The sequence below is a fragment of the Leclercia sp. J807 genome, from assembly GCF_009734465.1.
In the GTDB taxonomy this organism is placed as follows: Bacteria; Pseudomonadota; Gammaproteobacteria; order Enterobacterales; family Enterobacteriaceae; genus Enterobacter.
Genome location: NZ_CP046446.1, coordinates 3,436,686 through 3,461,815 on the forward strand (window position 1 = coordinate 3,436,686; position 25,130 = coordinate 3,461,815).

The 25,130-nt window shown below is 57.7% G+C and carries 22 protein-coding genes; 10 read left to right on the forward strand and 12 right to left on the reverse strand.

What is annotated here, in order from left to right:
- Positions 1-87 precede the first annotated feature (87 nt).
- Together ppk1 and ppx are read left to right on the forward strand one after the other, a co-directional pair.
- A complete protein-coding gene (ppk1, locus tag GNG26_RS16365; RefSeq protein ID WP_156239533.1) occupies positions 88-2,148 on the forward strand; it encodes a polyphosphate kinase 1 in 2,061 nt (686 codons plus the stop codon).
- A gap of 3 nt (positions 2,149-2,151) precedes the next feature.
- Complete coding sequence (ppx, locus tag GNG26_RS16370; RefSeq protein ID WP_103824647.1) at positions 2,152-3,693, forward strand: exopolyphosphatase; 1,542 nt, start codon at positions 2,152-2,154, stop codon at positions 3,691-3,693.
- 8 nt (positions 3,694-3,701) lie between these two features.
- Here the strand turns inward: ppx and GNG26_RS16375 are convergent, their stop codons facing one another.
- Positions 3,702-5,942 (reverse strand): EAL domain-containing protein, encoded by a 2,241-nt coding sequence (locus tag GNG26_RS16375; RefSeq protein ID WP_156240205.1) that lies wholly within the window; start codon positions 5,940-5,942, stop codon positions 3,702-3,704.
- A 348-nt stretch (positions 5,943-6,290) separates the two neighbouring features.
- On the opposite strand from GNG26_RS16375, the gene GNG26_RS16380 reads away from it, so the two are divergent.
- Complete coding sequence (locus GNG26_RS16380) at positions 6,291-6,497, forward strand: YfgG family protein (RefSeq protein ID WP_103180692.1); 207 nt, start codon at positions 6,291-6,293, stop codon at positions 6,495-6,497.
- Positions 6,498-6,524: 27 nt separating this feature from the next.
- Here GNG26_RS16380 and GNG26_RS16385 read toward each other — a convergent pair whose 3' ends face one another.
- Entirely contained in the window at positions 6,525-7,409 is an 885-nt protein-coding gene (locus GNG26_RS16385; protein WP_156239535.1) for a LysR family transcriptional regulator, read from the reverse strand.
- Between the two features lie 98 nt (positions 7,410-7,507).
- Here GNG26_RS16385 and GNG26_RS16390 point away from each other — a divergent pair, with 98 nt between their 5' ends.
- Positions 7,508-8,689, forward strand: a complete 1,182-nt coding sequence (locus GNG26_RS16390; protein WP_156239537.1) for an MFS transporter — start codon at positions 7,508-7,510, stop codon at positions 8,687-8,689.
- Here GNG26_RS16390 and GNG26_RS16395 read toward each other — a convergent pair.
- Positions 8,686-9,411 (reverse strand): SDR family oxidoreductase, encoded by a 726-nt coding sequence (locus tag GNG26_RS16395; protein ID WP_156239539.1) that lies wholly within the window; start codon positions 9,409-9,411, stop codon positions 8,686-8,688. The two genes, GNG26_RS16390 and GNG26_RS16395, sit on opposite strands and share 4 nt — an antisense overlap.
- Before the next feature lie 220 nt (positions 9,412-9,631).
- On the opposite strand from GNG26_RS16395, the gene GNG26_RS16400 reads away from it, so the two are divergent.
- From GNG26_RS16400 to GNG26_RS16410, 3 genes are read left to right on the forward strand one after another with little or no spacing between them, the layout of a single operon-like run.
- Positions 9,632-10,093: a DUF6130 family protein gene (locus tag GNG26_RS16400; protein WP_103824643.1), complete on the forward strand. Its 462-nt coding sequence runs from the start codon at positions 9,632-9,634 to the stop codon at positions 10,091-10,093.
- Positions 10,094-10,128: 35 nt separating this feature from the next.
- Complete coding sequence (locus tag GNG26_RS16405) at positions 10,129-10,383, forward strand: DUF1471 domain-containing protein (protein WP_103824642.1); 255 nt, start codon at positions 10,129-10,131, stop codon at positions 10,381-10,383.
- Between the two features lie 9 nt (positions 10,384-10,392).
- On the forward strand, positions 10,393-11,139 hold the full coding sequence (locus GNG26_RS16410) for an alpha/beta fold hydrolase (RefSeq protein WP_156239541.1): 747 nt from the start codon (positions 10,393-10,395) through the stop codon (positions 11,137-11,139).
- A 61-nt stretch (positions 11,140-11,200) separates the two neighbouring features.
- On the opposite strand, the gene guaA is transcribed toward GNG26_RS16410, so the two are convergent.
- Together guaA and guaB are read right to left on the reverse strand one after the other, a co-directional pair.
- A complete protein-coding gene (gene guaA / locus GNG26_RS16415) occupies positions 11,201-12,778 on the reverse strand; it encodes a glutamine-hydrolyzing GMP synthase (protein ID WP_156239543.1) in 1,578 nt (525 codons plus the stop codon).
- Positions 12,779-12,841: 63 nt separating this feature from the next.
- Positions 12,842-14,308 carry an IMP dehydrogenase gene (guaB, locus tag GNG26_RS16420; protein WP_156239545.1) on the reverse strand — a complete coding sequence of 489 codons (1,467 nt, stop codon included), beginning with the start codon at positions 14,306-14,308 and terminating at the stop codon, positions 12,842-12,844.
- 159 nt (positions 14,309-14,467) lie between these two features.
- Between guaB and xseA the strand changes: the two genes are divergently transcribed.
- A complete protein-coding gene (gene xseA / locus GNG26_RS16425; protein WP_156239547.1) occupies positions 14,468-15,841 on the forward strand; it encodes an exodeoxyribonuclease VII large subunit in 1,374 nt (457 codons plus the stop codon).
- A 5-nt stretch (positions 15,842-15,846) separates the two neighbouring features.
- Here xseA and GNG26_RS16430 read toward each other — a convergent pair whose 3' ends face one another.
- A complete protein-coding gene (locus GNG26_RS16430; RefSeq protein ID WP_156239549.1) occupies positions 15,847-16,977 on the reverse strand; it encodes an MFS transporter in 1,131 nt (376 codons plus the stop codon).
- Between the two features lie 155 nt (positions 16,978-17,132).
- Between GNG26_RS16430 and GNG26_RS16435 the strand changes: the two genes are divergently transcribed.
- Together GNG26_RS16435 and GNG26_RS16440 are read left to right on the forward strand one after the other, a co-directional pair.
- Positions 17,133-18,152: a M4 family metallopeptidase gene (locus tag GNG26_RS16435; protein ID WP_156239551.1), complete on the forward strand. Its 1,020-nt coding sequence runs from the start codon at positions 17,133-17,135 to the stop codon at positions 18,150-18,152.
- The gene (locus GNG26_RS16440) at positions 18,153-18,503 is read left to right on the forward strand and encodes a protealysin inhibitor emfourin (protein ID WP_103824635.1); all 351 of its coding nucleotides are present in this window, start codon (positions 18,153-18,155) and stop codon (positions 18,501-18,503) included.
- On the opposite strand, the gene GNG26_RS16445 is transcribed toward GNG26_RS16440, so the two are convergent.
- From GNG26_RS16445 to GNG26_RS16470, 6 genes are all read right to left on the reverse strand, one after another.
- On the reverse strand, positions 18,500-18,721 hold the full coding sequence (locus GNG26_RS16445; protein WP_103824634.1) for a zinc ribbon domain-containing protein: 222 nt from the start codon (positions 18,719-18,721) through the stop codon (positions 18,500-18,502). The two genes, GNG26_RS16440 and GNG26_RS16445, sit on opposite strands and share 4 nt — an antisense overlap.
- A 52-nt stretch (positions 18,722-18,773) precedes the next feature.
- Positions 18,774-19,808, reverse strand: coding sequence for a Gfo/Idh/MocA family oxidoreductase (locus GNG26_RS16450; protein ID WP_156239553.1), 1,035 nt, complete (start codon positions 19,806-19,808; stop codon positions 18,774-18,776).
- 61 nt (positions 19,809-19,869) lie between these two features.
- Positions 19,870-21,423 carry a peptide MFS transporter gene (locus GNG26_RS16455; RefSeq protein ID WP_156239555.1) on the reverse strand — a complete coding sequence of 518 codons (1,554 nt, stop codon included), beginning with the start codon at positions 21,421-21,423 and terminating at the stop codon, positions 19,870-19,872.
- A gap of 300 nt (positions 21,424-21,723) precedes the next feature.
- Positions 21,724-23,199, reverse strand: coding sequence for a ribosome biogenesis GTPase Der (gene der / locus GNG26_RS16460; protein WP_156239557.1), 1,476 nt, complete (start codon positions 23,197-23,199; stop codon positions 21,724-21,726).
- Positions 23,200-23,309: 110 nt separating this feature from the next.
- Positions 23,310-24,488, reverse strand: a complete 1,179-nt coding sequence (bamB, locus tag GNG26_RS16465; RefSeq protein WP_103824631.1) for an outer membrane protein assembly factor BamB — start codon at positions 24,486-24,488, stop codon at positions 23,310-23,312.
- A 10-nt stretch (positions 24,489-24,498) separates the two neighbouring features.
- Entirely contained in the window at positions 24,499-25,119 is a 621-nt protein-coding gene (locus GNG26_RS16470; RefSeq protein ID WP_103824630.1) for a YfgM family protein, read from the reverse strand.
- Positions 25,120-25,130 lie beyond the last annotated feature (11 nt).

Here is a 25,130-nt window from a genome sequence, read left to right on the forward strand (position 1 = left end):
CAGTTGGACATATAGTGGAAATGCTCGCCATAATAAAGGCGAGACGGATTTACCACGTCCTGTGATTGAACTGGAGTGTGAGTAGTAATGGGTCAGGAAAAGTTATACATCGAGAAAGAGCTAAGCTGGTTAGCATTCAACGAGCGCGTGCTTCAGGAAGCGGCCGACAAAAGTAACCCGCTGATTGAGCGCATGCGTTTTCTGGGGATTTACTCCAATAACCTGGACGAGTTCTATAAAGTTCGCTTTGCTGAACTGAAGCGTCGGATCATCATTAGCGAAGAGCAGGGTTTAAACTCGAATTCGCGTCATCTGCTGGGCAAGATCCAGTCCAGGGTCCTGAAAGCCGATCAGGAATTTGACAGCCTGTATAACGAATTGCTGCTGGAGATGGCACGCAATCAAATCTTCCTGATTAACGAGCGACAGCTCTCGGTTAACCAGCAGAGCTGGCTGCGCCACTATTTCAAACAGTATCTGCGCCAGCACATCACCCCGATTCTGATTAACCGCGAAACCGATCTGGTGCAGTTCCTGAAAGATGACTACACCTACCTGGCGGTAGAGATTATCCGCGGCGACAGCATCCGCTATGCGCTGCTGGAAATCCCGTCAGACAAAGTGCCGCGCTTCGTCAACCTGCCGCCGGAGACGCCACGCCGCCGCAAACCGATGATCCTGCTGGATAACATCCTGCGCTACTGCCTTGACGATATCTTCAAGGGCTTCTTCGATTATGATGCCCTGAACGCCTATTCCATGAAGATGACCCGTGACGCCGAGTACGACCTGGTGCACGAGATGGAGGCCAGCCTGATGGAGCTGATGTCCTCCAGCCTCAAACAGCGTCTGACCGCCGAACCGGTGCGCTTTGTTTATCAGCGCGATATGCCCGATGCCATGGTCGAGATGCTGCGCGAAAAGCTGACCATCTCCCGCTACGACTCCATCGTGCCGGGCGGTCGCTATCACAACTTCAAAGACTTTATCGGCTTCCCGAACGTCGGCAAAGCCAACCTGGTGAACAAGCCGCTGCCCCGCCTGCGCCACATCTGGTTCGATAAGTTCCGCAACGGCTTCGACGCCATTCGCGAGCGCGACGTCCTGCTCTACTATCCGTACCATACCTTTGAGCATGTGCTGGAGCTGATGCGTCAGGCGTCGTTCGACCCCAACGTGCTGGCGATTAAAATCAACATCTACCGCGTGGCGAAAGATTCCCGCATCATCGATGCGATGATCCACGCTGCCCACAACGGCAAAAAAGTGACCGTTGTGGTGGAGCTGCAGGCACGTTTCGATGAAGAGGCCAACATCCACTGGGCCCGTCGTCTGACCGAAGCGGGCGTACACGTGATCTTCTCGGCTCCTGGGCTGAAGATCCACGCCAAGCTGTTCCTCATCTCCCGTAAAGAGGGTGATGACGTGGTGCGTTATGCTCATATCGGCACCGGTAACTTCAACGAAAAGACCGCGCGCATCTACACCGACTACTCGCTGTTGACCGCCGATGCGCGGATCACCAACGAGGTGCGTCGGGTATTTAACTTTATCGAAAACCCGTATCGCCCGGTCAGCTTCGACTATCTGCTGGTCTCCCCGCAGAACTCCCGTCGTCTGCTGTATGACATGATCGACCGCGAGATCGCCAACGCGCAAAACGGCCAGCCAGCCGGCATTACGCTTAAGCTCAACAACCTGGTCGATAAAGGGCTGGTGGATCGCCTGTATGCCGCCTCCAGTTCGGGAGTTCAGGTTAATCTGCTGATCCGCGGCATGTGCTCGCTGATCCCCGATCTTGAGGGTATCAGTGAAAATATTCGCGTCATCAGCATCGTCGATCGCTATCTTGAGCACGATCGGATCTATATTTTTGAGAACGGCGGCGATAAACGCGTCTACCTCTCTTCCGCCGACTGGATGACGCGAAACATCGATTACCGGATTGAAGTGGCGGCCCCGCTGCTCGATCCGCGGCTGAAGCAACAAATTCTTGATATTATCGACCTGTTGTTAAGTGATACTGTAAAAGCACGTTATGTCGATAAAGAACTGAGTAACCGCTATGTGCCGCGCGGCAATCGCCGTAAAGTACGGGCACAGCTGGCGATTTACGACTATATCAAATCACTCGAGCAACCCGATTAACCTATGCCGATAAACGATAAGACCCCACGACCGCAGGAGTTTGCTGCGGTCGACCTTGGTTCTAACAGCTTCCACATGGTCATCGCCCGTGAGGTGGATGGCGCAATGCAGATCATCGGTCGTCTGAAGCAGCGCGTCCACCTGGCTGACGGCCTGGGTGCGGACAATATGCTCAGCGAAGAGGCGATGGAGCGCGGGCTGAACTGCCTGTCGCTGTTTGCTGAACGCCTGCAGGGTTTCACCCCATCGAGCGTCTGCATTGTCGGAACGCATACCCTGCGCCAGGCCGCGAACGCGACGGAATTTTTAAAGCGCGCGGAAAAGGTGATCCCCTACCCTATCGAAATCATTTCGGGTAACGAAGAAGCCCGTCTGATTTTTATGGGTGTGGAGCATACGCAACCCGAAAAAGGCCGCAAGCTGGTGATTGATATTGGCGGCGGCTCGACGGAGCTGGTGATCGGCGAAAACTTTGAACCGCACCTGGTTGAAAGCCGCCGGATGGGCTGTGTCAGCTTTGCCCAACTCTATTTCCCGGGCGGGACAATCAGCCGGGAGAACTTCCAGCGCGCACGCATGGCCGCGGTACAGAAGCTGGAGTCCCTCGCCTGGCAATACCGTCTGCAGGGCTGGAACGTGGCGCTTGGCGCCTCGGGTACGATCAAAGCGGCACACGAAGTGCTGGTGGAGATGGGCGAAAAAGATGGCTTTATTACCCCTGAGCGCCTGACCCGGCTGATGGAAGAGGTGCTCAAGCATAAAAGCTTTACCGCCCTGAGCCTGCCGGGTCTCTCCGAAGAGCGCAAAGCGGTATTTGTGCCGGGTCTGGCGATTCTGTGCGGCGTGTTCGATGCGCTGGCCATTCGTGAGCTGCGTCTTTCCGACGGCGCGCTGCGCGAAGGCGTGCTGTATGAGATGGAAGGCCGTTTCCGTCATCAGGATATTCGCAGCCGCACCGCGCAGAGTCTGGCCAACCAGTACAATATTGACCGCGAACAGGCCAGACGCGTGCTGGAAACCACGACCCAAATGTATGATCAGTGGGAAGCCCAGAACCCGAAACTGGCGCATCCGCAGCTGGCGGCTCTGCTCAAATGGGCGGCGATGCTGCATGAAGTGGGGCTCAATATCAACCACAGCGGGATGCACCGTCATTCGGCCTACATTCTGCAACACAGCGACCTGCCAGGCTTCAACCAGGAGCAGCAGACCATGATGGCCTCGCTGGTGCGCTATCATCGTAAAGCCGTTAAGCTGGACGAGTTGCCGCGCTTTACGCTGTTCAAGAAAAAACAGTTCCTGCCGCTGATCCAGCTGTTACGTCTGGGCGTGTTGCTCAACAACCAGCGCCAGGCGACCACGACGCCACCAACGCTGACGCTCACCACGGACGATAACCACTGGACGCTAAGTTTCCCGCATGACTGGTTTAGCCAGAACGCGCTGGTCTTGCTGGATCTGGAAAAAGAGCAACAGTACTGGAGCGCCGTCACCGGTTGGTGCCTGAAAATTGAAGAAGAGCACTCCCCGCACGTCGCCGCGTAATCCTCCCGTCAGGCGCTCATACCGAGCGCCTCAACCCTAAGCAGACTCTCCAGCGGCACGGGTTTGCCAATCAAATAGCCCTGAAAATAGTCAATGCCCAGTTCTTCAGCGGCGTGGCGGATCTCTTCGCTTTCGACATACTCCGCCACCACCAGCATCTTTTTCATCCGCGCAAGATGACAAATTGAGGCGACAATCTGGTAATCCAGGCTATTGCTGACGATGTTACGAATAAAGCTGCCGTCGATTTTCAGGATATCGGCATTCACGTTTTTCAGCCGCGCATAGCTGGCGTAGCCGGTACCAAAATCATCAATGGCAATCCGGCACCCCATCTGCTGCAGATGATTCACGGTCTGCATCGCCAGCCCCGCGTTGCCAAAACTGCTGCTTTCGGTGATCTCGAAGATCAGCTGCCAGCTCTCAATGGCATATTTTTGCAACATCCGGCTGACCTCAAGCGGCAGCTGGGCCCGGCAGATAGAGGTTGGCGAAAGGTTGATGGCAAACCGCTGCCCCGGAAACGCTTCGCGGTTCTCCGCCATAAACTTGAGCGTCTTCTCCAGCACCAGCAGATCAATTCGCGACGAAAGGCCAAACTCCTGAGCAACAGGCAGAAAAATATCGGGCGAGATCAGTCCGGCATCACCATTTTGCAGACGGAGCAGTATCTCGTGATAGCTATCGCCGCGGATGCCCTGTACGGGCTGCGCCAGCAGGGTAAACTCATCTTTTTCCAGCGCCCGCTGCACGCGATTCATCATCGCGACTTTGTCTTTCAAACCGCGTTGTAGGTTGATTGCGCCCCGCTGCTGCAGGTTTTCCGGGTGGTTGGTCGCCAGAGAGAGATCGGCAATGGTACCCAGTTCACCCAACAGCAGATAGAGATGTACCACCGGGGAGCGCACATAACAGTAGCTAACTCCTACCTGCGGCTGAAGCGGCATGCCGTCCCAGAGGAAGCGGAAACGTTTGATCTGCAGATCCAGCTCTTCAATGCGGGACTGATGTGACTCGGTATCCAGCCGCAACACCAGATCGTGACCCGACATCTGATATACGCACTCGTCCGGCTGCAGAGAGTCGCTCAGCCAGGCGGCCAGCTTCTGTTTGTACTGAATACGCAGCAATACCCCATAGTTACGCCCCAGCACTTCCAGCTCAGGGATGCGCAAGAAACAGAGCACCGACCAGGGCTTTTTGCCCAGCGCGCGGTTAAGCGCCCGCAGGTTCGGCATATGTACGACCGGGTCGAGAAACGCCAGCCGTCTGGCGCGGATATTGATGGCCCGCTGTCGGGTCGCCAACACCGCCATATAGACCACCACGAAGGTAAAGACCAGATAACTGGAGGAGGTAATGGTGAGCTGGATATCGTATCCCTGTGACCAGGGGATGTAGCGGTAAAAATAGTGAATAGAGACGATCAGCACGGGCGTCCAGATCAGGGACATCAGCTTATAACCGAAACGCATCGATCCCCACAGCATGACCGGCATCAGCAGCGACAGCGTGTAGTTGGTACTGAAGATGCTGCTGTTTTCGTTGATCGGCCATAACAGCAAGGCCAGTAATGCGCCGTTGATCAGCACCCAGATGACGACTTCTGTCAGCGACACTTTGCGGTCTATCTGGACCCTTATCTGCGATATCAGGCTACGCAGATAGCGGGGATGACGGAGGATACGGATGATCACATAGCAGAACGGCACCCCCGTCAGGCAACCAACCATTAACCCCTGATAGTTAATCAGCGAGCGGATCCCGGGGGTACTGATACCGGCCAGGTCAAACCGCGCCTGGTAAACGCCGAGGTAAACCGCGAACTGGAACAGCAGCAGGAAAATCGAGGCCGGGCAGAACATCTGCCAGAACATCCGCTGCGCGATAAGCCGTGGGTCGCCATAGGCGGTCATATTACGCCGGGGTGTAAAGACCCGATATCCACCCCAACTGAGGGAGATTGGGATCAGGAAATGCGCAATGGCAATGGCCGTTTCGTAGCCGCCAATCGAGGGATAATAGTGCAGGAAGAGCGCAACCATAATGCCAGGCACTGCCGCCATCCCATAAAACAGCATGAAGGCAAGTAATAACGCCAGCGGCATATAATAGAGCACCACCAGACTCCCCTGAACCTGGGTGTAGGTAGTGGCTAAGCGCGCAATGGGTAGCAGCACGATCGGCAGAAGCAACGGCAGCGCCCACCAGTGATCTTTGTATTTTTTGTATAAAGAGAAAATAGTCATAGATGCCATAGTAAACCCGCTCGTCCAGGGGTAGTTCAGACAGGCATCCAACCTGACGCTGTTGCCGTGCAGACGAAATAACGATTACACGAAAAGGAATAAAGATTTTAGTTACCAACGGCGAGTGACATTTGACTTAAATCAAAAATAGTAATTTCGATAAATAAGATTCACATTTTTTAACCCTACTTTTGTGCTAATTATCAATGGCGTAAATAAACTAATTATTATACATAACATTAAGTAAGTGAGTTGTTGACGGAATTTTACATTACAATTAATTGACCCCTGCCCCCCCCGTATGCCTTAATGACGTACCGCCCGCAGGGTATTATCAGGAAAACAACAGTGAGTCAGGCCACACGTATGCGAAGACGACATCGGTTTAACACTCGGATGACGCGTATCATACTGCTAATCAGCTTCTTCTTTTTCCTTGGCCGTTTCGTCTATTCCTCTATAGGTGCCTGGTATCACCATCAGGAGAAAAAACAGGCCCAGCAATCCAGCCTCTCTGTCGATTACGCCGGGCGTTCCACATCGACAATTAATTAATCGTTTGGTTTTTATTGGTTAATTTAATTATTCTGCGGTTTGTAATAAACGAATAATTTCGCTCATTCCTCTGCTCAGTATTTTGTCCTGACGCATAACGATAGCCAGTTGGCGCTGTAATACCGGCGTAAGCGACTGTACGCATAATCCCTGCCTGTCCTGCGCGCAGGCGACCGCCATTCGGGGAATAATGCTGTACCCCAGCCCGACACGAACCATACGCTTGATCGCTTCGATGCTGCCGGACTGCATCACCGGCTGCACCTCCACGCCGCTTGCCTGGAACCAGGCGTCGATAACCGTACGCGTGCTGCTTCCCGCACTAAACGCGATAAAGGGCTGATCCTGCAGATGCTCTGCGGTCAGCATGCCGAACTCTCCCTGCTCTTCCCCGGCGGCGATAAAGACAAATTCCTCATCCATTACCGGCGCGATCGCCAGCGCAGAACCGGCAGCCGGGAGTGTCACCAGCCCCAGATCGAGACGGTTCTCCTCGATAGCGCGAACAATCTCCAGGGTATTGCCGGTGGTGACGCCAACCCGCAGCAGCGGATGCTCCTGACGCAGCTGCTGCAACAGAGGCGGCAGCAGGTGGATGCAGGCTGTCGCCCCCATTCCGAGGGTAATGGTTCCGCTCACGTCATGGCTGAAGGCCGCCACCGCTCGTATCGCCTCATCCACCGCCTGCTCGATGCGCTCGCCGTGCGTGAGTAACGCCAGCCCGGCCGCCGTGGCTTTAATCCCCCGCCCGGTACGCTCGATTAATCGCGCCTGCAGAAACTGCTCCAGCTGGCGGATCTGCAGACTAACGGCCGGTTGTGAAAGTCCCAGCAGATCCGCCGCGGCAGAAAAACTGCCCCGCTGCACCACCAGGCGAAAGGTCGCCAGCTGTCCCAGATTCAGCGTCGTCATCACAAAGTTTCCCTTATAGGAGCCATAAACGCACCGGCCTGCCAGGGTCCTGATGCAACCGATATGCTCAGCATAACGCCCTGATGGAATGAAAGATAATGAAAAACCCTGCCCTGCCCCGCGCCCTCTCCCTCACTGCCGGCTGTAACCAACTTATCAACTGGGGGATCTCTTTTTATATGCCGGGCACCTTTGCCCGGGCGATGACGGCGGATACCGGCTGGTCGTCAGCGCAAATCTACTCGGGCCTGACGCTCGCCATGCTGGTGATGGCTGCCCTCTCGCCGTTTGTCGCCCGCTTACTGGCGCGGATCGGCGGCCAGCGCGTGGTGATGACCGGCTCCCTGCTGATCGCCTTGGGTTGTCTGCTTATGGCTTACACACACTCGCTTATGACCTGGTACAGCGCCTGGGTGTTAACTGGCATCGGTATGCGCCTGTCGCTGTACGACGCGCTGTTTGCGGCGCTGGTTAATCTTTACGGTCAGCAGGCGCGGCGAACGATCTCCCGCGTGACGCTGGCGGGCGGGCTGGCCTCGGTGATGTTCTGGCCGCTGGGAGAGGCATTGCTCATGGTCATGAGCTGGCGTGAGGCGCTGCTGATCTACGCCCTGTTCGGCCTGCTGAGCGCCACGTTAACCCTGTCGCTACCCAATCAAACTCACCCTCTAGCCAACAAACCCGCCGCCCGTGCCGGGGGAGAGGATCGGCGCAACAGCTGGCTGTACGCCGCGTTTATCGCGCTCATCACCTTTGTCTCTAACGGCACCTCGACCCATCTGCCGGAATTTATCGCCAGCGTCGGCCTGCCGGTGACCATCGGCATGTTATGGGGAATTGGGCAGACCGGGGCGCGGTTCCTGGAGGTGGTGGCCGGAGCGGGACTCACTCCGCTGCGTCTGACCCTGCTTACCGCCCTTGCCATGCCGGTCTGCTTTATGCTCGGCCTGAGCAGTACGCTTTTCCTCTGGTCAGCCGCCGGTTTTGTGCTGGGCTATGGGGCGATTAACGGGCTGGTGACCATCGTCAAAGCCACGCTGCCGTTGCAGTTGTTTGCCCCTGAAGAGTACGCCAGACGCACCGGGGTGCTGCTGATCCCGGCCCAGCTGATGGCGGCGGCTTCTCCACTGGCCTATGCGTGGCTGAACAAGGCTTTAGGAACGATTGGGGCGATGTGGCTGTCGTGGGGGCTGACGCTGGTGATTGCCGGGCTGGCGGTGGCTATCGTCAAGGGTCAGGCATCGCGCCATGCTGAGGGCATCCCTGCCCTGAGTGACTAAAGAACAAATCCGCCGTCAATGGTCAGGCTTGCCCCGGTCATGTAGCCGGATGATGTCCCGGCAAGCCAGGCCGCCAGCGAGGCGATTTCGTCCGGCTCGCCCATTCTTTGCAACGGAATGCTACCAACGATCTGCTCCGCCATCCCGGCGGTCATATCGGTAGCGATGGGCCCTGGCTGGATGTTGTTAATAGTGATGCGCCGTGGCGCCAGATCCAGGGCGAGGTTCTGCACCATCGAGGCGACTGCCGCTTTACTCATGGCATACACGCTGCTGCCCGCATGGCCGGTACGCACCGCCGTATTACTGCCGATGGTGATAATCCTCCCCCCTTCTGCCATCGGCTTCACCGCTGCCTGAATGGCAAGAAAGACACCGCGCACGTTGACCGCCAGAGTGGTATCCAGATCCGCCAGGGAATACTCCTCAATCGTACCGAGGCGAAGCACGCCCGCGTTCACCACCGCGACATCCAGCCTGCCATAGTGGCGCAGCGTCGTATCCACTGCCGCCTGGATTGCTGCCGCATCTGCGCTGTCGGCTTCAATGGCTATCGCCTGACCGCCCTGTTGCTCAATCGTTGAGACCAGCGCCTGCGCCCGGTCCGGGCGTGATACCCAGGTAATGGCAACCCGATAACCCTCGCGCGCCAGTCGCGCCGCAATGGCCGCTCCGATCCCGCGCGCCCCGCCGAAAACCAACGCTACTTTTTCGTGATTCATGATGGTCGTTCTCCTGTTTGCTTTAGCACGCACCCGGGTGCCTCTGCAGACACCATGCCAGCAGAAACAGCCCTGCGCATGCGCGGAATGTATCGCACTGTATCCACGCCGCCCTGCTTACGCAGCCATACAAAAAAGCCGCCCACAGCAAACAGACCCGATACATAAAAATGGTTTTCTGTACCTGTCGTCACTGATTACCTGAAGAGGAGATACCCGGATGATGCATCGAAATATCCTGCTCACGCTGTTCGCCTTGTCATCAGGCTGTACCTGGGCCGCGCCGTTAAGCGGGCTCAGTGCCGCGGATGTGAATGGCCCTGCTGCCGTCGCACCGCTCGAACAGCCCCAGCCTCCGGCAAAGCTGATTGTGGATCCGCCGCTGGCGGGTCCGCTGAGTAAAGGCGCGGTCTTTATTCAATACCGCGCAGAGAACATGCGCATTGAACCGGTGTTCGGACCCGAGGCGTTGAAAGTGACGCCGCGCATCGGCCATATCCACGTCATCGTGGATGACAACCCCTGGCACTGGGCCGACGCCAGCGGCGAGCCGGTCATTCTGGTGGGTCTGCCCGCAGGTCATCACAAGGTGACCCTTATTCTCGCCGACCCAACCCATAAACCTGTTGATCGCAAGACCGTCGAATTCACCGTGCCGCCGCATGCCGCGGTTATGCACTGAACGCAACCCCTGACTTATTTTTGAGGATTTAAACCATGAAAACATTACTGATTGCTGTTCTGACCTTCACCGCCGCAATGGCCTCTTCCGCTTTCGCCGCCCAGGAGATTGATCATCCTCAGGGAGAGCAAAAGATTGGCACCGTTTCCGACAGCAGCGGCGCAACGTCGCTGGCGGATTTGGAGGCGAAACTGCAGGCCAAAGCCGATAAAGCGGGCGCCAGCGCATTTCATATTACCTCCGCCGGGGGGAACAATACCCTGTCCGGCACCGCCGATATTTATCGCTGAGGCGTAACCATGAAAAAACTGTTTATCCATACCGTTGCGGTGGGCCTGCTGCTGGCCGCCGCCAGTGGCTCCGCGCTGGCGAATAATAAAACCGTGGTGCTGGTGCACGGCGCTTTTGCCGACGGCAGCAGCTGGAACCGCGTGATCGACAAGCTGCAACGCCAACATACCGAGGTCATCGCCGTTCAGTTGCCCCTCACCTCGCTGAAAGAGGATATCGCCGCAACCCAGCGCGCTATCGCCCGGGCCCACGGGGATGTGGTGCTGGTGGGGCACTCCTGGGGCGGGATGGTGATAAGCGAGGCGGGTAACGATGCGCGGGTCAAAGCGCTGGTTTACGTGGCGGCGTTTGCCCCTGACTCGGGCAAGTCGACGGCGGATCTGGTGGGGAGCTACCCCGCCCCGCCGGGCAGCGCAGGCATCGTCAAAACCGCGGACGGTTTTCTCTATTTGCCTGAAAAATCGGTACGCCAGGACTTTGCGCCGGACATTAAGGCTGCTGAGCAAAACAGGCTGACCGCTACTCAGGGTCCGATCCGTGCGGATGCCTTTGCAGAAAAGGTCACGCATGCGGCCTGGCACGATAAACCGAGCTGGTATGTGGTCAGCAAGAGTGACCGGATGATCAACCCGGATCTGGAGCGGGCAATGGCGAAAGCGATTGATGCGAAAACCAGCGAGGTGGCGGCAAGCCATGTGTCGATGGTGAGTCATCCCGAGGAAGTTGCCCGGGTGATTGAGCAAGCGGAGAAATGAGACAGGCAATAAAAAGCCCGCGCGATGCGGGCTTGATTTATCAGCGCTTAACAGGCGGGAATTATTCCCACTCAATCGTCGCTGGTGGCTTACCGCTGATGTCATACACCACGCGGGAAATACCGTTCACTTCGTTGATGATGCGGTTGGATACGCGCCCCAGGAAGTCATACGGCAGGTGCGCCCAGTGGGCAGTCATAAAGTCGATGGTCTCTACCGCACGCAGGGAGACAACCCAGTCGTACTTACGGCCATCGCCCATTACGCCTACAGAACGAACCGGCAGGAAGACGGTGAACGCCTGGCTCACTTTGTTGTACAGGTCAGCTTTGTGCAGCTCTTCGATGAAGATCGCATCGGCGCGACGCAGCAGGTCGCAGTACTCTTTCTTCACTTCGCCCAGCACGCGCACGCCCAGACCTGGCCCCGGGAACGGGTGACGGTAGAGCATGTCGTACGGCAGACCCAGCTCCAGACCGATCTTACGCACTTCGTCTTTGAACAGCTCGCGCAGCGGTTCAACAAGGCCCATCTTCATCTCTTTCGGCAGGCCGCCCACGTTGTGGTGAGATTTGATGACGTGTGCTTTACCGGTGGCAGATGCTGCGGATTCGATCACGTCAGGGTAGATGGTGCCCTGCGCCAGCCACTTCACATCTTCCAGCTTCAGCGCTTCTTCGTCGAACACTTCAACGAAGACGCGGCCAATGATTTTACGTTTGGCTTCCGGATCGTTTTCACCCGCCAGCGCGTCGAGGAAGCGCTGCTCGCCTTCCACGTGAACGATGTTCAGACCGAAGTGGTCACCGAACATGTCCATCACCTGCTGGGCTTCGTTCAGGCGCAGCAGACCATTGTCGACGAAGACGCAGGTCAGGTTTTTGCCGATGGCGCGGTGCAGCAGCATCGCAGTCACGGAGGAGTCAACGCCACCGGACAGGCCGAGGATCACTTTGTCGTCACCCACCTGCTGGCGGATACGCTCCACGGCGTCGTCGATGATTTTTGCTGGCGTCCACAGCGCTTCACACTGGCAGATATCGCGAACAAAGCGCTCCAGCATGCGCATACCCTGACGGGTGTGGGTCACTTCCGGGTGGAACTGCACGCCGTAGAAGCGCTTCTCTTCGTTCGCCATGATAGCAAACGGGCAGCTCTCGGTGCTGGCAACGGTCACGAAGTCGGACGGGATAGCGGTGACTTTATCGCCGTGGCTCATCCAGACATCCAGCAGCGCTTTGCCGTCGGCGGTCAGGGAGTCTTCGATACCGCGGATCAGGGCGCTGTCGGTCTGTACTTCAACCTGTGCATAGCCGAACTCACGTTCGTTGGAACCTTCAACATGGCCACCCAGTTGCATCGCCATGGTCTGCATGCCGTAGCAGACGCCGAACACCGGCACACCGGCTTCGAACACATACTGCGGCGCGCGCGGGCTGTTATCTTCGGTGGTGCTTTCCGGGCCACCAGAGAGAATGATACCGCTTGGGTTGAATTCGCGAATCTGTGCTTCCGTGACATCCCACGCCCACAGTTCACAGTAAACGCCCAGCTCACGGACGCGACGTGCCACCAGCTGAGTGTACTGCGAACCGAAATCCAGAATGAGAATGCGATGTTTATGAATATTTTCCGTCATTGACGCTAATTCCGAGGCAAGTGAAACAAAATCGCCCGGCATATAGCCGGGCGTGGAAATTTATCAGGAGCCCATGCGGTAGTTCGGGGACTCTTTGGTGATGGTCACGTCGTGAACGTGGCTTTCCTGGATACCCGCACCGCTGATACGTACAAACTCCGCTTTGGTACGTAACAGGTCGATAGTACCACAGCCGGTCAGGCCCATACAGGAGCGCAGGCCGCCCATCTGCTGGTGGATGATCTCTTTCAGGTAGCCTTTATAGGCCACACGGCCTTCGATACCTTCCGGCACCAGTTTGTCGGCAGCGTTATCGGTCTGGAAGTAACGGTCGGAGGAGCCTTTGGACATCGCGCCCAGAGAGCCCATGCCGCGGTAAGATTTATAAGAACGGCCCTGGAACAGTTCGATTTCGCCCGGGGACTCTTCGGTACCGGCCAGCATGGAGCCCACCATTACCGCTGCCGCACCGGCCGCGATCGCTTTCGCGATATCACCAGAGAAACGGATACCGCCGTCAGCGATAACCGGAATACCGGTACCTTCCAGCGCTTCAACCGCGTCAGACACGGCGGTGATCTGCGGAACGCCCACGCCGGTCACGATACGGGTGGTACAGATGGAGCCTGGGCCGATACCCACTTTCACTGCGCTACAGCCAGCTTCAGCCAGGGCACGCGCGCCCGCGCCGGTTGCCACGTTACCGCCGATGATCTGCAGGTCAGGGTATTTTGCACGGGTCTCACGAATACGCTGGAGAACGCCTTCGGAGTGGCCATGAGAGGAGTCGATCAGCAGCACGTCAACGCCCGCCGCAACCAGTGCGTCAACACGTTCTTCGTTGCCAGCGCCTGCGCCCACCGCCGCGCCAACGCGCAGACGGCCATGCTCGTCTTTACAGGCGTTCGGTTTACGTTCTGCTTTCTGGAAGTCTTTAACGGTGATCATGCCGCGCAGGTGGAAGCTGTCGTCCACAACCAGCGCTTTTTCAACGCGTTTTTCGTGCATTTTTGCGAAGACCACGTCACGGGATTCGCCTTCACGCACGGTAACCAGACGCTCTTTCGGGGTCATGTAGACGCTGACCGGCTGGTTCAGGTCGGTGACGAAACGCACGTCACGGCCAGTGATGATGCCCACCAGTTCGTTATCGGAGGTGACAACAGGATAGCCTGCAAAACCGTTACGCTCGGTCAGCGCTTTCACTTCGTGCAGGGTGGTGGTTGGCAGAACGGTCTGTGGATCGGTAACGATGCCAGATTCATGTTTCTTCACGCGGCGAACTTCTTCCGCCTGGCGCTCGATAGACATGTTTTTATGGATAAAGCCAATGCCGCCTTCCTGAGCCAGGGCGATAGCCAGGCGCGCTTCCGTCACGGTGTCCATTGCCGCGGAGAGCATAGGAATGTTCAGGCGAATGGTCTTGGTTAACTGCGTGCTGAGGTCGGCAGTATTCGGCAGAACGGTGGAATGAGCGGGAACGAGGAGGACGTCGTCAAACGTCAGTGCTTCTTTAGCGATACGTAGCATGGGCAATATCTCTGACCTGGGTGGTTAAATATTGCCGTGGCATTATACAGAGCGTAACCGATTGCATCCACACTTTTTTATAAATAATGCTTGCGATTGCCTCTTATCAGGTTACTATCGACTGAATAACCTGCTGATTTAGAATTTGATCCCGCTCACATGTTATCCTCCCAGTCCCCCTCAATTTATACTGTCAGCCGCCTGAATCAGACGGTCCGCTTGCTGCTTGAGCAGGAAATAGGCCAGGTGTGGATCAGCGGGGAGATCTCCAATTTCACCCAGCCGGCGTCCGGTCACTGGTACTTCACCCTGAAGGACAACACCGCTCAGGTGCGCTGCGCGATGTTCCGCAACAGCAACCGCCGGGTGACCTTCCGTCCGCAGCACGGGCAGCAGGTGCTGGTTCGCGCCAGTATCACGCTGTACGAGCCGCGCGGTGACTATCAGATTATCGTCGAGAGCATGCAGCCTGCAGGGGAAGGGCTTCTTCAGCAGAAATATGAGCAGCTGAAAGCGGCGCTTTCCGCTGAGGGCCTGTTCGATCAGCAGTACAAACAACCGCTCCCCTCCCCCGCCCACTGCGTGGGGGTGATCACCTCGAAAACCGGCGCCGCGCTGCATGACATTCTGCACGTCCTGAAACGCCGCGACCCTTCCCTGCCGGTCGTTATCTATCCGACCGCGGTGCAGGGCGACGATGCGCCGGGGCAGATTGTCCGCGCCATTGAGCTTGCTAACGCCCGTCAGGAGTGTGATGTGCTGATTGTCGGGCGTGGCGGCGGCTCGCTGGAAGATCTCTGGAGCTTTAACGACGAACGCGTGGCGCGGGCAATTTTTGCCAGCCGGATACCGGTAGTGAGCGCCGTCGGGCACGAAACTGACGTCACCATCGCCGATTTTGTTGCTGACCTGCGGGCCCCCACACCGTCCGCTGCGGCAGAGATAGTGAGCCGTAACCAGCTCGAGCTGCTGCGCCAGCTGCAAAACGGCCAGCAACGGCTGGAGATGGCGATGGACTATTTCCTTGCCAACCGCACCCGCCGCTTTACCCAGCTTCATCATCGTCTGCAGCAGCAGCATCCTCAGTTGCGTCTGGCGCGCCAGCAAACGGTGCTGGAGCGTCTGCGCCAGCGGATGAACGTGGCGGTGGAGAGTCAGCTTAAACGGGCGGTACAGCGCCAGCAGCGCGTTACCCAGCGCCTGAACCAGCACAACCCGCAGCCGCGTATTTATCGCGCACAAACCCGCATTCAGCAGCTGGAGTATCGCCTTGCGGAGAATCTGCGTGCCCGCCTGAGCAGCACCCGCGAACGTTTTGGTAACGCGGTCACCCATCTGGAAGCGGTCAGCCCGCTCTCGACGCTGGCGCGCGGCTACAGCGTGACCACGGCAACCGACGGCAAAGTGCTGAAGCAGACGAAACAGGTTAAAGCGGGTGATGTGCTTACTACCCGCCTGTCAGACGGCTGGGTGGAAAGCGAAGTGAAAGGTGTGACGCCAGCCAGAAAAACCCGCGCCCGCAAAAAGGCCTGACGCGATTAATTCCGGGCGTCGGGCATCACCGCCAGCATCGCCAGCGATAGCGCGGAGAAGGCCAGCAGCGCCCACGCCGCGCCGACAAATCCATACAGCTGGCCAAAGAGCACCGAGCCGATTATCTGCCCGACCGCCAGCATCAGGAAGGCAACGCTGACCCCGGCCGCAGGCGAAGGCTCCGCGACCCGCGCCCCCTGCACCAGCAGCACGCCCGATAAAATCACATACCCCGCCCCGCTCATCGCCACCACCGGCACCAGCCACCAGGCAAAGCCCTTGCTGAAGGCCAGGGCAATCAGCGACCCCGCCATAAAGATCTGCGATCCGCGATAAACCCCGCGCATGCCGATGCGTTTCGCCAGGCTGCCGGTAAACACGGCGGCCACCCCAGCCCCGCCGCTCACCAGCCACAGGATGTTGGTGGCGGCGTCATCCAGCCCGGTATGGCGCTGCAAAAGCTCAGGGCCGAAGCTCCACCAGGCGGCGCTGGCGATGCCACTGACCAGCGCAATAGCGGAGAGCCGAATCATCCCCGGTTTATGCATGAGGCTGCGCCAGCCCGGTGCCGTTTCGCCCGCCCTTCCCGCGCGGGGCAGATGGCGCCAGACGGGAATAAGAGAGGCTAACGCCATAAGGGCAAAGATCGCGCAGGCAACCCGCCAGCCGCCCGGTACAAAAAACAGCACCGGCACCGACAGAATAATGCCGCCGCTGGTCCCGGCATTGATAATGGTGTTCACCTGAGTTTGCCGCTCGGGGTTAACCCCGAGGCTCACGGCCCCTGCCAGGGCGGGAGACGCCAGCCCCGAACTCAGGCCAGCAATGAACAGTCCCGCGGCCAGCACCGGCGGCGAAGGGGCGAACGCCAGAATCAGCAGCCCGGCCGCCGCCGTTAAGGCCGCCAGAACGGCCGGCAAGCGCGGCCCGAAGCGCTCAGTCAGAGATGAGGCGAAAAAAACCGACAGGCAATAGGCCCCGTAGCTGCAGGCGGCAATCAGGCCCGCGGCCTGCGGCGAGAAAGGGATAGCCTGCCGGATATCCGGCAGCATGATGCCCCATGAAAAGCGCGCCATCCCATAGGTGATAGCAATTAAGGTGAATCCTGTGATGGCCAGAGCCAGGTTTTTCTTCATGCCGTTCCTCGCATTGGGTCGTTAAAACCTAAACCCTGCGCGCCGGGTGCGCCACTTTTTCGCCCCGCGATTTGTCCGACTTGCCTGTCATTTTGCAGCGATGGCATACACTTACGTTGTTGCTTTTTTCGGCATTGCCATAACAGGAGAGACGCATGACCCGAACCTATAGCGTGATCCCGCCCTATATCCTTCGCCGTATTATCGAGAGCGGCTCTGAGCCGCAGCAGCGCTGCGCCCGCCAGACCCTGACCCATGTCCAGACGCTGATGGCCCACATGCCGGGCAAACCCGTCGCGCCGCACGTGAACAGACCCGGGCAGCTGGCGCGGGACATTTACGACGCCAGGCAGACCCAGGAGCTACCGGGCACCCAGGTGCGCTATGAGGGGCAGCGCTCTAACGGCGACGTGGCGGTGGACGAGGCTTACGATTATCTGGGCATCACCCATGATTTTTTCTGGAAAAACTATCAGCGTGACTCCCTCGATAACAAAGGGCTAATCCTCACCGGTACCGTGCATTATGGCCGGGAGTATCAGAACGCCTTCTGGAACGGGCAGCAGATGGTGTTTGGCGACGGGGACGGCGAGATTTTTAACCGCTTTACCATCGCCATCGACGTGGTCGCCCACGAGCTGAGCCACGGCGTCACCGAGACGGAAGCCGGGCTTATCTACTTTGAACAGTCCGGGGCGCTAAACGAGTCGTTATCAGACGTGTTCGGCGCGCTGGTGAAGCAATATCACCTTAAGCAAACCGCCGATGAGGCCGACTGGCTGATAGGTGAAGGCCTGCTGGCAGAGGGCGTTAACGGCAAGGCTCTGCGTTCCATGTCCGAGCCGGGCAGCGCCTACGACGATCCGTTGCTGGGCAAAGATCCGCAGCCGGGGCATATGGATGATTTCATTAAAACCCGTGAGGATAACGGCGGCGTGCACCTTAACTCCGGCATCCCTAACCGCGCCTTTTACCTGGCGGCCACCGCCATCGGGGGCTATGCCTGGGAAAAGGCTGGCTACGCCTGGTACGATACGGTGTGCGATCGCAACCTGGCGCAGGACGCGGATTTTGCCGCCTTTGCACGGCTGACCATCTATCATGGAGAGAAACGCGCCGGCGGCGACGTGGCGGCAGCCATTGAACAGGCCTGGAAGAGCACAGGAGTACTGTAAATGCAGATCCCGGAACTGACGGACGACGCCGTGGTTGAGCTGGCCCGCGAAGGCGGCGTCGCTTTTATACCTAAGCTGAGCGGCCTGCGGCGTATCGCCCTCTCGGAACTGAACGAGCAGCAGCGCCAGCGGGTGGTAGCGATCCTCGACCAGGCGCTGAACCTCGGCCAGCCGCCCGGCCAGGCGTCATCACCGGGGCGCGGCGATCAGCGCTATTTTCGCATCCAGATCATATGGACCCGGCACAACCAGGCGCAGTATACCGACGTGATCCTGCTGGTGCCGGAACAGGAAGCCCCGCCCTCGCTGGTGGATTTGTGGCGTAAGGGCGAAGACTGCGTCTGCGATTAAGCGCCGGGCAGGACGAACTCAACGCGCTTTTTCGAGATCAGGCCATGGCCGTTCTGGCAGAAATAGTCCACCGCACCGCAGGCTTTTAACACCTCAAGCGGCTTATGGCACTCGGGACAGCGCGCTTCCAGGGCAATATCCTGGTTGCAATGTTCACAATGCGCCACGCCGTTTTGCGGTTCAATCTCCGCATGGCAATCCGGGCAGGTAATCGACATGATGACTCCTTTGTAGGACATTCAGTTCTGTACCGATGTTAACACGATGCGTTTAGTGGGAGCCACGCAGCTGTTGCTGTAATGTCAGCAGGGTTTCCACCTCCTCCAGCCTGCGCTGCGTCGTGCGGCTCACCTCGTCGGGGTCGCGGGCGAACAGGCTCTGTTCACCCAGAATATGCTCCGTCAGACAGCGCGCGTAAATCGTGCCGCCAAAACGCCAGGACTGAACCTTATCACCCTCGATCAGCTCCAGCACATCTTCCGCCCCGCGCCGGTCGTGACTGAGGATGCGGCCGTCCCGCAGATAGAGCCGCAGCCCTTTTTGCCCGCCGCTCGGCCCGGCATACTTGTTTAGCCAGATATCCACCGGCACGCCGCCCATCGTTCCCTGCAGATGCGCCTCGCCTTCTGCGGTGGTCAGGTCGCCTTTAGCGATATCGCGCCCCAGCCGATCTCGGGCGGTCACCACCTGCAAGGCGAGATCGCCACTTCCGCCCAGATAGCGCACCGTCTCGCGCATCATCGCCAGCACGTGCGTGCCGATATCGAGGATCACCCCATCCGGGTGGCGAAGCGTCCGGGTATCCGGCTCGCCGGTGGCAAAGTTAAGCGCGACAGGCTCCCCCGCCGCGTTAAACCCGCTCGGCTCCTGTAAAAAGCCCTCGATCCTGACGATGTCAGAAAAGGAGCCGATCAGCCCCAGACGTACCAGATGAATGCGCGCCATCCAGTGATCGAGCGCCAGCACGCGGGAGGCCGCCTCCGGTCTCGCCAGCAGCGATGTCAGTTTTTCAGCCTGGGCAAGCGTGGCGACAATCGGTTTTTCGACCACAATCCTCGATATGGAGGAGGCCAGCGCCTGCTCAAGCACATCCAGATGGTGTAGTGATGAGGTCGTGATAAAAAGCGTATCGAGGGGGCGGGCAAGGAGGTCGTCGAGCGCAGGAGATCGCGTGATACCAGCAAGGGTCTTTGCGGGCTGGATATCAAACCCCACAGAGTGGAGTGAATCACCAAAGGTATTTTGTAGTGCGGGCAGGTAGGCGGTTTCAACCACCGCGCCAAGCCCGACAAATCCAATCTGCATCTGCTACCTCTTTCGTTGCATTGCCGGGGCGAAACCCCGCCCCGGCCAGGAAAGGTCAGATTCAGGCGTTGGTTACGGGTTTCGGCTCACTTTTCGTTTGCGCATTTTCCAGCATACGACGCACCGGAACAATGAGCACCGTCAGAACGGCAGCACAAATCAGCAGGGCGATGGAGCAGCGCGCGAAGAGGTCCGGCAGCATATCCAGCTGGTCGGCCTTCACGTGACCGCCAATCAGGCCCGCCGCCAGGTTGCCCAGCGCGCTAGCGCAGAACCACAGCCCCATCATCTGACCGCGCATTCTTTCCGGGGCCAGCAGGGTCATGGTCGCCAGACCAATCGGGCTCAGGCACAGTTCCCCGAGGGTCAGCATCAGGATACTGCCCACCAGCCAGAACGGGGAGACACCCGCCCCACCGTTGCTCAGGACATTCTGCGCCGCCAGCATCATCAGGCCAAAGCCCCCTGCCGCGCACAGAATCCCGATCACGAACTTGGTGATGCTGCTCGGGCGAATGTTATTTTGCGCCAGTTTAGGCCAGGCCCAGCTAAAGACCGGCGCCAGCAGAATAATAAACAGGGCGTTAATCGACTGGAACCACACCGCCGGGATTTCAAAATCGCCGATCATGCGGTTGGTGTAGTCATTGGCAAACAGGTTGAACGAGGTCGGCTTTTGTTCAAACGCAGACCAGAAGAAGGCAGCAGAGACCAGCAGGATGAAGCAGACCAGCAGTCTGGCGCGCTCTTTACGGTTCAGGCCAGCAAACATGAACAGCCAGATGAAGTAGAGCGCCACGGAGGCGGCAATCACATACACCAGCACGCTGGCCACGGCGACCGGGTTAATGACAATCACGCCCTGGGCAATCAGGGTGACGATAATTGCAATACCCGCCGCCAGCGCCAGCAACCAGCCGCCGACACCCTTTTTCTTCGCTACCGGGCTATTCCAGGTGGAGTCCAGCCCCACTTCGCTGTCGTAGCGCTTCATCGACGGCACGGCAAACAGGCGGAAGATGACCAGCGCCACCAGCATCCCGATGCCGCCGATACCAAAGCCCCAGTGCCAGCCGTGGGATTTAATCAACCAGCCGGAAATCAGCGGTGCGATAAACGACCCCATGTTGATGCCCATATAGAACAGCGAGAAGCCGCCATCACGACGCGCATCACCTTTCTTATACAGGGTGCCGACCATTACCGAGATACAGGTTTTGAACAGGCCAGAGCCAAGGACAATAAACATCAGGCCGATAAAGAACAGGTTGTTACCCATCACCGCCGACAGTGCAATCGACAGGTGGCCGAGCGCAATCAGAATCGAGCCGTACCAGACCGCTCTCTGTTGCCCGAGCCAGTTATCCGCCAGCCAGCCGCCCGGCAGCGCGGCCAGGTACATGGTACCGGCGAAGATACCGACAATAGCGGAGGCATTTTCACGCGCCAGCCCCATGCCGCCATCATAGACGGTGGCCGCCATAAAAAGGATCAGCAGCGGACGGATACCGTAAAACGAGAAGCGCTCCCACATCTCCGTGAAGAAGAGCGCGCCGAGCGGATAAGGATGGCCGAAGAAAGTTCGGCTTTCGTTTTTATTAACAGAGGATTGCATAATTCTCCCGAGATGATGTGTCGTCGTACTTGTTAGCACCGGAAGTCAGCCGCCCCGTTAGCATTCGGGTGGCTTTTTTACATCCGGCGAAATGTTATTTAACCATTTGATAACCTGAAGCAACTTTTGTCCAGCCCCCACCCCACCCTCAAAAGATGAAAGTTCGACAATCGTCTTATTTCTTAGATTTTATGTTGGATAAACATGAATAGTGATTGACATCACATCAATATTTATTCGTCCCTGTCAGGCATAAAAAAACCCGCGACAGGCGCGGGTTTTTTGACAGAGCAGCAAGGATTATTTGCTTTTCTTGATGTGTTTAATCAAACGCTTACGCTTACGCATCTGGTTCGGCGTCAGGGTGTTGCGTTTGTTAGCAAACGGGTTATCCCCTTCCTTGAACTGGATACGGATCGGCGTACCCATTACGTCCAGCGATTTGCGGAAGTAGTTCATCAGGTAACGTTTGTAGGAGTCCGGCAGATCCTTCACCTGGTTACCGTGAATAACCACGATCGGTGGGTTATAACCACCGGCGTGCGCATACTTCAGCTTCACGCGACGACCACGCACCAGCGGTGGCTGATGGTCTTCTGCCGCCATGGTCATGATGCGGGTCAGCATCGCGGTACCGACACGGCGGGTGGAGCTGTCGTAGGCTTCGCGTACGGATTCAAACAGGTTGCCGACGCCGCTACCGTGCAGGGCAGAGATGAAATGCACACGAGCAAAGTCGATAAAGCCCAGACGGAAGTCGAGGGTCTCTTTCACCTGCTCACGCACTTCATTGCTCAGGCCATCCCACTTGTTGACGACGATAACCAGTGAGCGCCCACTATTGAGGATAAAGCCGAGCAGGGAGAGATCCTGATCGGAGATACCTTCACGGGCATCGATAACCAGCATCACCACGTTGGCATCTTCAATCGCCTGCAGGGTTTTGATTACCGAGAATTTTTCCACTACATCGGTGATTTTGCCGCGCTTACGCACGCCCGCGGTGTCGATCAGCACATATTCACGCTCGTCGCGCTGCATCGGGATGTAGATGCTGTCACGGGTCGTGCCCGGCATGTCGTACACCACCACGCGATCTTCACCGAGAATACGGTTAGTAAGCGTTGACTTACCGACGTTTGGACGGCCCACGATGGCGAGCTTGATCGGCAGATCCTGCGGGTTGAAGTCGTCTTCCGGCTCCTCTTCTTCGCCCTCTTCGCCTTCTTCAAACTGCGCCCAGTATTCCGCGTCTTCATCGACTTCTTCGGGCGGGTTGATCTCATCAACATACGGCAGCAGCGCGGTTTCCAACAGACTGGTCACGCCACGACCGTGAGAGGCAGCGATCGGGTAGATATCGCCCAGGCCTAATGACCAGAAATCGGCCATCGCCTGGTCGGGATCGATACCGTCGGTTTTGTTCGCCACCAGGAAAGTTGCTTTTTCACGCGAGCGCAGGTGCTTGGCGATAGCCGAGTCGGCAGGCATCAGGCCCGCGCGCGCATCGACCATAAACAGCACGATGTCGGCCTCTTCGATCGCCAGCAGGGATTGCTCCGCCATGCGGGTTTCCACGCCGTCCTCTGTACCGTCGATACCACCGGTATCGATACAGATAAACTCACGACCTTCCACTTCTGCACGACCGTACTTACGGTCACGCGTGAGCCCCGGGAAATCCGCAACCAGCGCATCACGGGTGCGTGTTAAACGGTTAAAAAGAGTGGATTTTCCAACGTTCGGGCGCCCGACAAGCGCGACCACAGGTACCATGTTTAAAGCCTCATAAAATTCGATATCACGTCGCATTTGCGGCGTTTTTTAAAAAATCAAAACGGCCCCTGAAGCAACAGGAGCCGTTGAGTATACTACAACCGCGGTGATTAACGCGTGATCGCGTACAGCGTGCCGTCTTTTGCCTGGATCAGCAGTTTACCGTCAACCGATACCGGCTCGGTCAGGAAGCCGGAACTGTCGACCTTCGCCTGCGCGACAAAACGACCGTTGCTCGGATCAATCCAGTGCATATAGCCTTCGCTATCACCCACCACCAGGCTGCCGTTATAGAGTGCTGGCGCGGTCAGCAGACGGTGCAGCAGATCGCTTTGCGTCCACAGCGTCACGCCGCCTTCGGTGCTCAGGGCCAGCACGCGATCGTTCTGATCGACCAGGTAGATGCGGTTGCCGTCAACGATGAAATCGTTCACCGAGCCCAGCTCACGTTTCCACATGATCTGACCACTACGCAGATCCATCGCGGTCAGGTTACCGTTATAGGCCAGCGCATACACAACGCCATTCACGATAACCGGCGTGGTATCGACGTCGCTCAGACGGTCGATTTCGGTCGGACCGGTAGCCTGAGAGATACGCTGCTGCCAGATCAGCTGACCTTGCTGCATCAGTACGGCGCTAACGCGACCGTTATCACCGCCGACAATGGCGGCGCCAAACGCGGTAGCCGGAGCCGATTCGCCGCGCAGGGAGAGCGCAGGCATATCCAGGTTCACGGTCCATTTTACCGCGCCGTCAGTTTCATTCAGCGCCTGCAGCTGACCGTTTGCGGTATGCACCAGCACCATGCCGTCGCTGACGACCGGACGAGAGAGCGTTTCGCCCGCCACGCGAGTCTGCCAGGCAATGGAACCATCGCTGGCGTTAAGAGCATAGACCTGTGCCTTCTCGCTGCCGATATAAACATGGCCACCGGCAACCGTTACACCACCGGAGAGCAGCGCAGGCGTGCGTGACAGCCAGCCGCTTTTTTCTGCGAGGTTGACCGACCACACTTCTTTGCCGTCGTCGGCATTCAGGGCTTTCACCGTGCCTTTGCGGTCAGCCGCATAGACAATGCCGTCCGCAGAAGCCGGATGCAGGTTAGAGTAGAAATCACCAATCCCGTCGCCCACGGAGGTGCTCCAGGCGGTAGAAGGTTCAAACTGGTTTTCAACCGTTGGCAGTGGCGACATGGTCACGACATCTTCTTCACCGCTGAACAGTGAACAGCCGCTCAATAACGTAACGGAAAGCAGTCCTGGCAGAAGTAATTTACGCAATTGCATCGGGTCCCTCTCAGACGGACAAATTATTTATTTTCATCTGCAGCATTTCGCTCAGCGCTGGCGAGGCGTTGCTTTTCACGCCCGCTTCCCACGCGCTGCGCGCGCCCTGTTTGTCACCTTTGCTCAGCAATGCTTCGCCACGCAGGTCGGCAACAATGGCGGCGTAACCTTCACCTTTAACGCTGTCCAGCGTTTTCAGCGCGTCGTCAGTTTTCTTCTGCTGAACCTGAATACGGGCGAGACGCAGGTTGATAACCGCTTTCAGATTATCGTCGCTTGCTGATGCCAGACCCTGCTGCAGCTGGGCTGCCGCTTTGTCCAGTTCATTTTTATCAACAAACTGCTGAGCCACTTCCAGAGAAGCCAGCGCACCGTAGGTGTTTTTGTTGTCTGCGGCAAATTTCTCTGCCGCTGCCAGCGTTTGTGGCTGATCGGCGCGGATTGCGCTCACGGTATTTTCATACTGTAAGGAAGAACCACGGGCAGAGTCGACCTGATGATTGTTCCAGTAACGCCAGCCCACCAGCGCGCCTATACCTAAAATAACCCCAACAGCCAGGGCTTTGCCGTTTTCAGCAAAGAAGCGTTTAAGTGCATCAACCTGGTCGTTTTCGTTCTCGTAAATTTCCACGCAGTCCTTCT

Coding starts and splice junctions, on each gene's coding strand:
- GNG26_RS16430 (WP_156239549.1), bottom strand. CDS start 16,977: ATGAAGAAAAACCTGGCTCTGGCCATCACAGGATTCACCTTAATTGCT.
- GNG26_RS16440 (WP_103824635.1), top strand. CDS start 18,153: ATGCAGATCCCGGAACTGACGGACGACGCCGTGGTTGAGCTGGCCCGC.
- GNG26_RS16435 (WP_156239551.1), top strand. CDS start 17,133: ATGACCCGAACCTATAGCGTGATCCCGCCCTATATCCTTCGCCGTATT.
- bamB (WP_103824631.1), bottom strand. CDS start 24,488: ATGCAATTGCGTAAATTACTTCTGCCAGGACTGCTTTCCGTTACGTTA.
- xseA (WP_156239547.1), top strand. CDS start 14,468: ATGTTATCCTCCCAGTCCCCCTCAATTTATACTGTCAGCCGCCTGAAT.
- ppx (WP_103824647.1), top strand. CDS start 2,152: ATGCCGATAAACGATAAGACCCCACGACCGCAGGAGTTTGCTGCGGTC.
- der (WP_156239557.1), bottom strand. CDS start 23,199: ATGGTACCTGTGGTCGCGCTTGTCGGGCGCCCGAACGTTGGAAAATCC.
- guaB (WP_156239545.1), bottom strand. CDS start 14,308: ATGCTACGTATCGCTAAAGAAGCACTGACGTTTGACGACGTCCTCCTC.
- GNG26_RS16450 (WP_156239553.1), bottom strand. CDS start 19,808: ATGCAGATTGGATTTGTCGGGCTTGGCGCGGTGGTTGAAACCGCCTAC.
- GNG26_RS16390 (WP_156239537.1), top strand. CDS start 7,508: ATGAAAAACCCTGCCCTGCCCCGCGCCCTCTCCCTCACTGCCGGCTGT.
- GNG26_RS16410 (WP_156239541.1), top strand. CDS start 10,393: ATGAAAAAACTGTTTATCCATACCGTTGCGGTGGGCCTGCTGCTGGCC.
- guaA (WP_156239543.1), bottom strand. CDS start 12,778: ATGACGGAAAATATTCATAAACATCGCATTCTCATTCTGGATTTCGGT.
- GNG26_RS16405 (WP_103824642.1), top strand. CDS start 10,129: ATGAAAACATTACTGATTGCTGTTCTGACCTTCACCGCCGCAATGGCC.
- ppk1 (WP_156239533.1), top strand. CDS start 88: ATGGGTCAGGAAAAGTTATACATCGAGAAAGAGCTAAGCTGGTTAGCA.
- GNG26_RS16395 (WP_156239539.1), bottom strand. CDS start 9,411: ATGAATCACGAAAAAGTAGCGTTGGTTTTCGGCGGGGCGCGCGGGATC.
- GNG26_RS16385 (WP_156239535.1), bottom strand. CDS start 7,409: ATGACGACGCTGAATCTGGGACAGCTGGCGACCTTTCGCCTGGTGGTG.
- GNG26_RS16455 (WP_156239555.1), bottom strand. CDS start 21,423: ATGCAATCCTCTGTTAATAAAAACGAAAGCCGAACTTTCTTCGGCCAT.
- GNG26_RS16375 (WP_156240205.1), bottom strand. CDS start 5,942: ATGACTATTTTCTCTTTATACAAAAAATACAAAGATCACTGGTGGGCG.
- GNG26_RS16445 (WP_103824634.1), bottom strand. CDS start 18,721: ATGTCGATTACCTGCCCGGATTGCCATGCGGAGATTGAACCGCAAAAC.
- GNG26_RS16400 (WP_103824643.1), top strand. CDS start 9,632: ATGATGCATCGAAATATCCTGCTCACGCTGTTCGCCTTGTCATCAGGC.